Annotated in this window: 10 protein-coding genes; all 10 read left to right on the top strand. The window is 47.1% G+C overall.

The window, feature by feature from the left end; all coding sequences use genetic code 11:
* Positions 1 to 825 (top strand): aldehyde dehydrogenase family protein (locus RG959_RS14215; protein ID WP_342797653.1); only part of this gene is annotated, 825 nt, incomplete at its 5' end.
* A 76-nt stretch (positions 826 to 901) separates the two neighbouring features.
* Positions 902 to 1,717, top strand: coding sequence for a 5-deoxy-glucuronate isomerase (iolB, locus tag RG959_RS14210; RefSeq protein ID WP_342797652.1), 816 nt, complete (start codon positions 902 to 904; stop codon positions 1,715 to 1,717).
* Between the two features lie 26 nt (positions 1,718 to 1,743).
* A complete protein-coding gene (iolC, locus tag RG959_RS14205) occupies positions 1,744 to 2,727 on the top strand; it encodes a 5-dehydro-2-deoxygluconokinase (RefSeq protein ID WP_342797651.1) in 984 nt (327 codons plus the stop codon).
* 26 nt (positions 2,728 to 2,753) lie between these two features.
* On the top strand, positions 2,754 to 4,667 hold the full coding sequence (gene iolD / locus RG959_RS14200; protein WP_342797650.1) for a 3D-(3,5/4)-trihydroxycyclohexane-1,2-dione acylhydrolase (decyclizing): 1,914 nt from the start codon (positions 2,754 to 2,756) through the stop codon (positions 4,665 to 4,667).
* 17 nt (positions 4,668 to 4,684) lie between these two features.
* On the top strand, positions 4,685 to 5,578 hold the full coding sequence (gene iolE / locus RG959_RS14195; protein ID WP_342797649.1) for a myo-inosose-2 dehydratase: 894 nt from the start codon (positions 4,685 to 4,687) through the stop codon (positions 5,576 to 5,578).
* Positions 5,579 to 5,595: 17 nt separating this feature from the next.
* The gene (locus tag RG959_RS14190) at positions 5,596 to 7,011 is read left to right on the top strand and encodes a sugar porter family MFS transporter (RefSeq protein ID WP_342797648.1); all 1,416 of its coding nucleotides are present in this window, start codon (positions 5,596 to 5,598) and stop codon (positions 7,009 to 7,011) included.
* 46 nt (positions 7,012 to 7,057) lie between these two features.
* On the top strand, positions 7,058 to 8,092 hold the full coding sequence (gene iolG, locus RG959_RS14185; protein ID WP_342797647.1) for a bifunctional inositol 2-dehydrogenase/D-chiro-inositol 1-dehydrogenase: 1,035 nt from the start codon (positions 7,058 to 7,060) through the stop codon (positions 8,090 to 8,092).
* 58 nt (positions 8,093 to 8,150) lie between these two features.
* Positions 8,151 to 9,029 (top strand): sugar phosphate isomerase/epimerase family protein, encoded by an 879-nt coding sequence (locus RG959_RS14180; RefSeq protein ID WP_342797646.1) that lies wholly within the window; start codon positions 8,151 to 8,153, stop codon positions 9,027 to 9,029.
* Between the two features lie 4 nt (positions 9,030 to 9,033).
* On the top strand, positions 9,034 to 9,885 hold the full coding sequence (fba, locus tag RG959_RS14175) for a class II fructose-1,6-bisphosphate aldolase (protein WP_342797645.1): 852 nt from the start codon (positions 9,034 to 9,036) through the stop codon (positions 9,883 to 9,885).
* A 90-nt stretch (positions 9,886 to 9,975) separates the two neighbouring features.
* Positions 9,976 to 11,166, top strand: coding sequence for an MFS transporter (locus RG959_RS14170; RefSeq protein ID WP_342797644.1), 1,191 nt, complete (start codon positions 9,976 to 9,978; stop codon positions 11,164 to 11,166).
* Positions 11,167 to 11,200: the final 34 nt, after the last annotated feature.

The following is an 11,200-nucleotide window of genomic DNA, read 5'->3' as shown; positions in this document are numbered from 1 at the left end:
GTAAACGGTCTTCTTGAGCACCCAGAAGTGAAAGCCATCTCATTTGTTGGCTCACAGCCAGTTGCAGAATACGTATATAAAACAGGAGCAGCGAACTTGAAACGCGTACAGGCGCTTGCAGGGGCGAAAAACCACTCCATCGTGCTGGCAGATGCAAATCTTGACCTGGCTGCAAAAGAAGTAACAGCCGCAGCCTTTGGTTCAGCGGGTGAGCGCTGCATGGCTGCAGCCGTTGTAGCAGTAGAAGAAAGCATTGCCGATGAGTTTATCGCAAAACTAAAAGAAGCAGCCGACAACATCCAAATTGGCAACGGTTTAGATGATGGCGTATTCCTTGGCCCAATCATCCGCGAAAATGCGAAACAGCGTACAATCGGCTACATTGAAGCTGGTATCGAGCAGGGTGCCACGCTTGTGCGTGACGGCCGCGAAGACGAAGCCGCAAAAGGAGATGGATACTTCCTTGGCGCAACCATCTTCGACAACGTGACACAGGAGATGACGATTTGGCAGGATGAAATCTTTGCACCCGTTCTTTCAGTCATTCGTGTAAAAGACTTAGCAGAAGGTGTGGAGACAGCGAATGCTTCTACACTTGCGAATGGTGCCTGCCTGTACACAGACAGCGCAGCAGCGGTACGCCAGTTCCGTGAAACAATCCACGCAGGCATGCTGGGCATTAACGTTGGGGTGCCAGCGCCGATGGCATTCTTCCCATTCTCAGGCTACAAAAATTCATTTTACGGCGATCTTCATGCGAATGGTAAAGATGGGGTTGAATTCTTTACACGCAAGAAAATGGTCACTGCACGCTACGTGAAGTAATATCTTGAATTTGTCCTGGCTGTCCGGCTCCATCCGGGCAGCAGGCTATTCAAGAAAAAATCAGGAGGTACATAACATGAGCCGCTTGCTTCAAAAACCAATGAAAAAAGAACAGGCAGAAGGCGTCACACTCGTCCATGACGTCACAAAAGAAAACACCCCCCTCGAATATGTCGGATTTAAAGTCATTGATCTGGCTCCCGGCGCCACTTACACTGAATCATTAAATAAAACAGAATGCTGCATTGTCGCCCTGACAGGCAAGATTCACGTCACTGAGGGAAGCGAAGAATTCCGTAACCTTGGTACACGTGAAAATGTCTTCGAAAAAGTGCCGACAGACAGCGTGTATGTTTCCAACGATAAAACTTTCCACGTAGAAGGCGCAACGGCTGCCCGGGTAGCACTATGCTATTCCCCTTCCCAGGAGCAGCTGCCGACTGTACTCATTAAAGCTTCGGAGGTCGGCATTGAAAACCGCGGCATTTTAAGTAATAAACGGATGGTTCACAATATCCTGCCGGATTCCGACCCGCGCGCAAACAGCCTGCTTGTTGTAGAAGTTTATACAGAAAGCGGAAACTGGTCGAGCTACCCGCCGCACAAACATGACCAGGATAATCTGCCGGATGAGTCATTCTTAGAAGAATCTTACTATCATGAAATGAATCCGCCACAGGGTTTTGTGTTCCAGCGTGTGTATACAGATGACCGGTCGATTGATGAAACGATGACCGTTGAAAACAGCGACGTTGTGCTTGTTCCAGCTGGATACCATCCAGTCGGCGTACCAGATGGCTATGAGTCTTATTACTTAAATGTCATGGCCGGCCCGACACGTATTTGGAAATTTTACAATGATCCAGACCATGAGTGGATTTTAAAACGTTAACCAAATTAAAGGAGCGGTGAAAAAGGATGAACTATACATTCAATAATGAAAAAGAACTTGATGTAATCGCAATTGGACGTGCCTGCATCGACTTAAATGCAAACGAATACAACATGCCGATGGAAGAGACCATGACGTTTACGAAATACGTTGGCGGCTCACCCGCAAACGTCGCGATCGGCAGCGCGAAGCTTGGCTTAAAAGTCGGCTTTATCGGCAAGCTTGCCGATGACCAGCATGGAAGATTCATTGAAAAGTACATGCGTGAAGTCGGCGTGGACACATCGAATATGGTGGTAGATAAAGAAGGGCATAAAACAGGTCTTGCCTTCACTGAAATTTTAAGCCCGGATGAGTGCAGCATCCTGATGTACCGTGATGATGTGGCAGACTTATACCTTGAGCCATCTGAAGTAAGCGAAGACTACATTCAAAAAGCAAAAATCCTGCTTGTATCCGGTACAGCGCTGGCAAAAAGCCCGTCTAGAGAAGCGGTTTTGAAATCAGTCGGCCTGGCGAAAAAACACGGCGTGAAAATTGTGTTTGAACTTGACTACCGTCCATACACATGGCAGTCGCCGGAAGAAACAGCCGTTTATTACTCGCTTGTTGCTGAACAGTCCGATATCATTATCGGCACGCGTGATGAATTTGATGTAATGGAAAACATCCAGGGCGGCGACAACAACGAAACCATTCAAAACTTATTCAAGCATTCAGCTGATCTTGTTGTCATCAAGCATGGAGTAGAAGGGTCATACGCGTACGCAAAATCAGGAGAAGTATTCCGTGCTCAGGCGTACAAAACAAACGTACTGAAAACATTCGGCGCAGGTGATTCCTATGCATCTGCATTTTTATACGCACTTGTCAGCGGAAAAGATATTGAAACCGCTTTGAAATATGGCAGTGCTTCCGCATCGATTGTGGTCAGCAAGCACAGCTCGTCTGATGCGATGCCTGTTGCTTCTGAAATTGAGCAGCTGATCGCAGCTGCGGTACATGTGTAAAAAATGATTCGTTAAGAGGTGAGCAAATGATGGGAACAGTTCGATTAACAACCGCGCAAGCGTTAATTAAATTTTTAAATCAGCAGTACATTCACGTTGATGGCGAAGAGACACCTTTCGTCGAAGGCATCTTTAACATTTTCGGTCATGGCAATGTGGTCGGAATCGGCCAGGCACTTGAGCAGGACCCAGGCCGTTTGAAAGTCTATCAAGGAAAGAATGAGCAGGGAATGGCTCAAGCGGCAATCGCCTACAGCCGCGAAATGCTCCGCCGTAAAATTTACGCGGTCACTACGTCTGCCGGCCCGGGATCAGCAAACTTGATCGCAGCAGCGGGAACCGCGTTTGCGAACAACATTCCGGTTCTGCTGCTTCCGGCAGATACCTTTGCGACGCGCCAGCCTGATCCAGTGCTTCAGCAGCTGGAGCATGAACACAGCACAGCGGTAACAACAAACGAAGCGTTTATGGCGGTTTCCCGCTATTGGGACCGCGTAACACGCCCAGAACAGTTAATGTCCGCGCTCATCCGTGCATTTGAAGTGATGACCGACCCGGCCAAAGCGGGCCCGGCGACCATCTGCATCGCACAGGATGTGGAAGGGGAAGCGTTTGATTACGACGAGCGTTTCTTCGAAAAACGCGTTCATTATCTGGACCGCAAGCCAGCGGTAGAACGCGAGATTCAAGGCGCGGCGGAGAGAATTAAAGCAAGCAAAAAGCCCGTCATTATTGTAGGCGGCGGTGCCCGGTATTCAGGTGCCCGCGACATTTTAAAACAAATTTCCGAAAAGCATAATATTCCGCTCGTAGAGACACAGGCCGGAAAATCAACAGTGGAAGTCTCGTTTCCAAATAACCTGGGCGGCGTCGGTATTCTCGGTACGTCGGCTGCAAATAAAGTAGCGCGCGATACAGATTTAGTGATCGGTGTTGGAACACGCTACACAGATTTTACAACATCATCGAAAACAGCGTTTGATTTCGAGAAAACATCTTTCTTGAATATTAACGTCAGCCGTCTGCAGGCATACAAATTAGACGGATTCCAAGTAGTAGCGGATGCGAAAACGGCGCTTGAGCAGCTGGCACCTCTTTTGGGAGACTATGAAACAGCATATGGCGGCTTGCTTTCAGCATGGAAAGAAGAGTGGCTGACAGAACGCGACCGTCTGGCGAACGTAACATTTAATCGTGAAAACTTCACGCCGGAAATCAAGGATCAATTTTCTCAGGAAACACTGAATGAATATGCCGATGTGCTGGGTACTGAATTTACACAAACGGCTGCTTTGGTTGCGGCAAATGAAGCAGTGGCACCGGACAGCGTCATCATTGGTTCAGCCGGATCACTTCCAGGCGACCTGCAGCGCTTATGGCATTCTGATGTACCGAACACATACCACCTGGAATACGGATATTCCTGTATGGGATACGAAGTAGCTGGCGCACTGGGTGCAAAACTGGCTCACCCGGACCGTGAAGTATACGCAGCCGTTGGAGATGGCAGCTTCCTTATGCTTCACACAGAACTTGTAACAGCGCTTCAGTACGATAAAAAAATCAATATTCTCTTGTTTGATAACTCTGGTTATGGATGTATTAATAACCTGCAGATGGATAATGGAAGTGGTTCATACTTCTGTGAGTTCCGTACACATGACAACAAGATTATGAATATCGATTACGCAAAGGTGGCAGAAGCCTACGGAGCAAAATCATACAAAGCCAACACAGTAGAAGAATTGAAAGCAGCACTTGAAGATGCGAAAAAGCAGTCCGTTTCCACTTTGATCGATATGAAAGTGCTTCCGAAAACAATGTCGGATGGCTATGATGGCTGGTGGAACGTTGGCGTCGCTGAAGTGTCCGAGTCTGAAAGCGTTCAAAAAGCCTATGCCGCAAGAGCGGAAAAACTAGAAACGGCGAAGATGTATTAAGAGGAGGCCCGCACATCATGCAGGATATTTTATGGGGCATTGCTCCAATTGGCTGGCGCAACGATGACATTCCAGAAATCGGCGCTGAAAATACACTATCTCATTTATTAAGCGACATCGTTGTAGCAGGATTTCAAGGGACAGAAGTCGGCGGCTTCTTCCCTGAACCTGCCGTTTTAAAAAAGGAACTGGCATTGCGTAACTTAAAAATTGCGGGCCAGTGGTTTTCAAGCTTTATCATTCGTGATGGCATTGAAAAAGCATCACAGGAATTTCATGCCCACTGTGCGTATTTAAAAGAAGTGGAAGCAGCGGTTGCAGTGGTTTCCGAACAAACATACAGCATACAGGGCCTTGATAAAAATGTTTTTGCCGAAAAGCCTTACTTTAGCGATGAAGAATGGACCATCCTTTGCGAAGGGCTGAATGAACTTGGCAAAATTGCTGACAGCTATGGCTTAAAGCTTGTCTTCCATCATCATATGGGAACTGGTGTGCAGACACTGGAAGAAGTTGACCGTTTAATGGAAGGAACAGACTCAAACCATGTCCACCTTCTATATGATACAGGCCATATTTTTGCTTCAGATGGCGATTATATGACGCTTCTTGAAAAACATATGAATCGTATTAAACATGTTCACTTCAAAGATGTTAGAGAGTCGGTAATGGACGAATGCAAACAACCAGGAAAATCATTTAGAGAATCGTTTTTAGCTGGAATGTTTACAGTGCCAGGAGACGGTTGCATTGATTTTAGGAAGCCTTTCCGCTTTCTTGAAGAGCACGGATACAAAGGCTGGATCGTCATTGAAGCAGAACAGGACCCAGCCATTGCCCACCCGCTTGAGTATGCATTGATCGCCCGAAGGTATTTGGACGAATCATTGCTTGCACGCGTGGAGAAATAAAAAGAGGTGCATGAACAATGAACACAAACACAGCCCCATCATCTTTTTTACGTAAGATTATCATTATTTCAACGCTGGGCGGACTTCTCTTCGGTTATGATACAGGCGTTATAAATGGCGCCCTTCCTTTTATGACAGAAGAGCTGGGCTTAACGCCTACTACGCAAGGTCTTGTAGCAAGTTCGCTTCTCTTCGGTGCCGCACTTGGTGCTTTGTTTGGCGGGCGGCTGTCGGATATTAACGGACGCAGAAAAAACATTTTAATGCTGGCCGTCGTTTTCTTAGTTGCTACTCTTGGATGTACACTTGCACCAAATGTCACCGTTATGATCATTTCTCGTTTCTTGCTTGGACTGGCAGTAGGCGGAGCATCCGTTACCGTTCCTTCTTACTTGGCAGAAATGTCACCGGCATCACGCCGTGGTCGTATCGTAACGCAAAATGAATTGATGATCGTTAGTGGTCAGCTTTTAGCTTTTGTTTTAAATGCCATCCTTGGTACAACACTCGGTCACGTTGAAGGAATCTGGCGTGTGATGCTGCTGATTGCCGCTCTTCCAGCCATCTTCTTATTCATCGGTATGCTGAAAGTGCCGGAAAGCCCGCGCTGGCTTGTGTCTAAGAAAAGAGACAGTGAGGCACTTGCTGTTTTAAGCCGCATTCGTTCAGAGCAAGAAGCAAAAACTGAACTAGCTGAAATTAAAGCAACATTTACTGAGGAAGAACATACAAAGCAAGCTGGTTTCAAAGATCTTTCCACACCGTGGATTCGCCGGATTATGTTTATTGGTGTCGGTATTGCGGTTGTGCAGCAGATTACGGGTGTAAACTCGATCATGTACTATGGAACAGAGATTTTAAAAGACGCCGGCTTTACAACAGAAGCGGCACTCGTAGGTAACATTGCAAACGGAGCGATTTCCGTACTCGCTACATTCGTCGGTATTTGGCTGTTAGGCAAAGTCGGCCGCCGCCCGATGCTGATGGCAGGACTTGCCGGTACAACTGTATGCCTTTTGTTGATTGCCATTTTCTCAAGCGTACTAGAAGGCTCACCAAACTTGCCATACGTTGTTCTTACTTTAACCGTTACATTCCTTGCATTCCAGCAAGGTGCCATTTCACCAGTCACCTGGCTGATGCTTTCCGAAATTTTCCCGCTGCAATTGCGCGGTTTTGGAATGGGCTTAACTGTATTATTCTTATGGCTTGTCAACTTCTTAGTCGGCTTGTCATTCCCGATCATGCTTTCAACAGTCGGACTATCTGGAACATTCTATATTTTTGTGGCACTTGGCGTCCTGGCGATTGGATTTGTAGCAAAATTCCTTCCAGAAACGAAAGGGCTTACGCTTGAACAATTAGAGCAAAAATTCCGCAATCATTATAAAAAAACAGCAGTAGCAAGCTATACAGAAAACAAACGCGCTTAATGATGTAAGCGTTATAAAAGTGGTAATATAAGGGAGGAAATGAATCATGACATTGAAATTTGGAGTAATTGGAACAGGTGCAATTGGCCGCGAACATATTAAACGCATTACAAACAGTTTAGCAGGCGGTAAAATCGTTGCGGTAACAGATGTGAATCTTGAATCTGCAAAACTAGCCGTTGAGCAATACGGACTTGAGGCAGTTGTTCATGAAGATGATAAAGCTCTTTGCCAGGATCCGAACGTAGATGCCGTTTTAGTTACAAGCTGGGGTCCGGCGCACGAACAAAACGTATTAAACGCCATTGAAGCAGGCAAGTACGTATTTTGTGAAAAACCACTTGCGACAACGGCGGAAGGCGCGATGAAAATCGTCCAGGCTGAAATGGCACATGGGAAGAAGCTAGTTCAAGTAGGATTTATGCGCCGCTATGATCCAGGATATGTTCAATTGAAGGAAGCGATTGACGCAAACGAAATCGGTGATCCATTGATGGTGCGCTGCGTACACCGCAACCCGGAGGTACCAGAAACATACGGAACAGAAATGGCAGTTGTCGACACATTGGTACATGAAATTGACGTACTGCACTGGCTGATCAATGACGATTACAAATCTGTACAAGTGCTGTACCCGAAAAAATCATCACGTGCTCATGCAGGTTTAAAAGATCCACAAATCATTATTTTGGAAACAAATTCGGGCATTATCATTAACGCGGAAGTGTTTGTAAACTGCCATTACGGCTACGATATTCAATGTGAAGTCATCGGTGAGGACGGCGTAGCGTACCTGCCGGAGCCGGCTAGCATCGTGACACGCAAGAGCGCGAAGCTTTCTACAAGCATTATGACTGACTGGAAAGACCGCTTTATCGATGCCTACGACGTAGAGCTGCAGGACTTTATGGATTCAATTAAACAAACAGGTGAGCCGAATGGCCCGACGGCATGGGATGGCTACATTGCTGCTGTGACAACTGATGCGTGTGTGAAAGCACAGCAGTCCGGCCAGAAAGAAGATGTAGCACTTGAAGAAAAACCAGCATTCTACCAAAAGCAGACAGCAGCAGTAAACTAACAATGGTGCCGGCTCGGCCGGCTCCTCGACTATTACATATAAACAGGAGGAATTTCTGATGAAACTAGCACTTGATCCAACCATGTATGCCGATCTTTCTTTAAGAGAAATGGTAGATAAAACAGCGGAGCTTGGTTATGACTACATTGAGCTTTCACCGCGCGAGGATTTCTGCCCATTCTACAAGTACCCGAAAGTAGACAGCGCAAAAATTAAAAACTTAAAACGCTACTGCCGTGATGCAGGCGTTCAAATTTCTTCTCTTCTTCCTCTTTACTACTGGGCAGGTCCAGACGAAGACCGCCGCCAGGCAGCCGTACGCAACTGGAAACGCGCCATCGAGGTAGCGGTTGAATTGGAAGTAGATTTAATGAACAGTGAATTCAACGGATCTAAATTCAATCCGGTTGTATGCGAAGAGCAGTTTATCCGTTCTATGGACGAATTGCTGCCAATCTTTGAACGCGAAGGCATTAAATTGAACCTTCAGGCGCATCCATATGATTTCATTGAAACACATGACGGTGCGATGGATATGATCCGTGCATTGGATAAAGACTGGATTAACCTTGTGTACTCTACAGCTCATACGTTCTACTATGACAATGGTAAAGGTGATATTGCGCCAATGTTTGATTCAGCAGGCGACCGCCTGACGCATGTTTTATTTGCGGATACATTCAATCATATGGCATCAGACGGCCTTCGCTACATTGTGAACCCGCCGGCAGTAGAAGCAACGGTTCACCAGCATTTGAATATCGGTGAAGCAGAAGTAGATTTCGATACAATTTTCCGCAAGCTGAAAGAAATGAACTTTGACGGCATCGCAACAAACGCTGTATTTGCTTGGAAAGACAAAGCGGACTGGTCAAGTAAACTTATGCTTCAAAAAATGAAAGAAGGTCTTGGATTAACGGAGAAAGTCGAGGGCTGATTGTATGTTAGTATCGATGAAAGACATGCTGCAAAAAGCAAAGCAGGGCGGCTATGCCGTCGGCCAGTACAATATTAACGGACTGGAATTTGCCCAGGCGTTTTTGCAGGCAGCAGAAGAAGAACGGGCGCCCATTATTTTGGCCTCATCCGACCGGCTTGTGGATTACTTGGGCGGCTTCACGACCATTGCCGCGATGGTCAAGGCGCTGATGGAGGAATTAAACATTACCGTGCCGGTTGCGCTTCATTTAGATCACGGCATGAGCGTCGAGCGCTGTAAGAAAGCGATTGATGCAGGTTATACGTCTGTGATGATCGACGGCTCCCACAGCCCAATCGACGAAAATATTGCGATGACGAAAGAAGTCGTCGCGTATGCAAAGGAAAAAGGGGTAACGGTTGAAGCAGAAGTCGGCACAGTCGGCGGGCAGGAAGATGGCATGGTCGGCGGTATTCAATATGCGGATTTGGATGAATGCATCCGAATCGTTGAGGAAGCCGGCATTGATGCACTGGCCGCGGCGCTTGGTTCTGTTCATGGCCCGTATCAGGGTGAGCCGCAGCTTGGCTTTGATGAAATGAAAGAAATTTCGGAGAAAACGGACGTGCCGCTTGTCCTGCACGGCGGCTCCGGCATTCCGTTTCATCAGCTTCAGCGCGCCATAGAGCTTGGCCACGCAAAAATTAATGTCAACACAGAAAGCATCCAGGCATGGACCGCCTCTGTCCGTGAAACATTAAACCAAAACCCGGATGTATACGAGCCGCGGCTGATTTTACTGCCGGCCATTGAAGCAGTAAAGGACGCTGTAAAAGGGAAAATGAGAGAATTTAACACGAGCGGCAAAGCCTAATACGCTTGTCTGGTATCAAGAGAGAGGAGCTGGTCCATTGCATAGGACGGCTCCTTTTTCTCAAAGAGCCAAAGAGCAGGATGTGAGCATGTGAACAAACGCAATCAAAGATTGTTTTTACTGATTTCTTTTCTTTTTTGGTTTTCGCACTTTATTTATATTCCGATGCTCTCTCCCTATATCGAGCAGATAGGGGGCACGTATACCTTTATTGGCATCGTTTTGGCAAGCTACGGGCTGATGCAGTTTTTGTTTCGCCTTCCCATCGGTATCGGGTCAGACCTTTGGAACAAACGGAAAGGCTTTGTTGTGGCCGGTATGGCAGTCAGTATGTTCAGCTGCCTCGCTTTTGCGCTGACCGAAAGCCTTGGATGGGTGCTCCTGTCCCGTTCACTAGCGGGCATCGCTGCCGCCACCTGGGTGGCTTTTACCATTCTTTTTTCAAGCTACGCAGCGGAGCGGAATTTGCACCGGGCCATGGGCCATTTATCTTTTGCCGTTGTATTTGCCCAGCTCCTCGGGATGGCGCTCAGCGCATGGATCGTGGAAGAGTGGGGCTGGCATGCACCTTACTGGTTCGGAGCTGCTTTCGGAGCCGCGGGCCTGCTGCTTTCGCTGTTTGTAGCAGAAGGAAAAACAGAAACAAAACGGGAGCCGGTTCGGCTGAAGGAGCTCGGAACAGCGCTGAAGGAACCGATGCTCTTAAAAGTATCGATGCTGTCCATATTAGCGCACAGCATCATGTTTACCACGATGTTCGGTTTTACGACTGATTATGCACTGTCAGCCGGCATGCGGGCGGGTGACATCACAATTCTTGTATTTGCTTTTATGGTGCCGCATGCCGTTTCTACCTTGTTAAGCGGCAGCTGGTTTGTTCCGAAGCTGGGTAAATGGGGCACGCTGCAAATCGCTTTTTCTGCCGCAGCAATCTTTACTCTTCTTATGCCGTTCGCGGATACAAAAGCCGCCTTGATTGTTTTGCAGCTCGTAAATGGATTTGCCCTTGGCCTTTTATTCCCGCTTTTTCTTGGTATGGCTGTAGAAGAAATTCCTCACGCCAAGCGGGCGACAGCCATGGGAGCCTACCAGGCTCTTTACGCTATCGGTATGTTCGCCGGTCCTTTTTTAGCCGGCATTTTAAATACGTATTTTGGACTAGAAGCAAGCTTTTATTTCTCCGGTGCTGTTGGTGTATTAGGCGCTTTGTTTAGTTTTAAATGGCAGGGGAAAATGAAAACGGAATCAATATTTAAGCATAATAATGAGAGTTCGTTATAATAGAGATAATAAGAACGGAACAGGGAAAAGGCAG

It is taken from the genome of Domibacillus sp. 8LH, assembly GCF_038806185.1.
Lineage (GTDB): Bacteria > Bacillota > Bacilli > Bacillales > Domibacillaceae > Domibacillus > Domibacillus indicus_A.
The sequence above is the reverse complement of the archived record's forward strand: the minus strand, read 5'-3'. Positions and strand labels throughout refer to the sequence as shown.

Bases quoted from the DNA above. Each gene is read 5' to 3' on its own strand.
- iolD (WP_342797650.1), top strand. From the start codon at position 2,754: ATGATGGGAACAGTTCGATTAACAACCGCGCAAGCGTTAATTAAATTT.
- iolG (WP_342797647.1), top strand. From the start codon at position 7,058: ATGACATTGAAATTTGGAGTAATTGGAACAGGTGCAATTGGCCGCGAA.
- fba (WP_342797645.1), top strand. From the start codon at position 9,034: ATGTTAGTATCGATGAAAGACATGCTGCAAAAAGCAAAGCAGGGCGGC.
- RG959_RS14190 (WP_342797648.1), top strand. From the start codon at position 5,596: ATGAACACAAACACAGCCCCATCATCTTTTTTACGTAAGATTATCATT.
- iolB (WP_342797652.1), top strand. From the start codon at position 902: ATGAGCCGCTTGCTTCAAAAACCAATGAAAAAAGAACAGGCAGAAGGC.
- iolE (WP_342797649.1), top strand. From the start codon at position 4,685: ATGCAGGATATTTTATGGGGCATTGCTCCAATTGGCTGGCGCAACGAT.
- RG959_RS14180 (WP_342797646.1), top strand. From the start codon at position 8,151: ATGAAACTAGCACTTGATCCAACCATGTATGCCGATCTTTCTTTAAGA.
- iolC (WP_342797651.1), top strand. From the start codon at position 1,744: ATGAACTATACATTCAATAATGAAAAAGAACTTGATGTAATCGCAATT.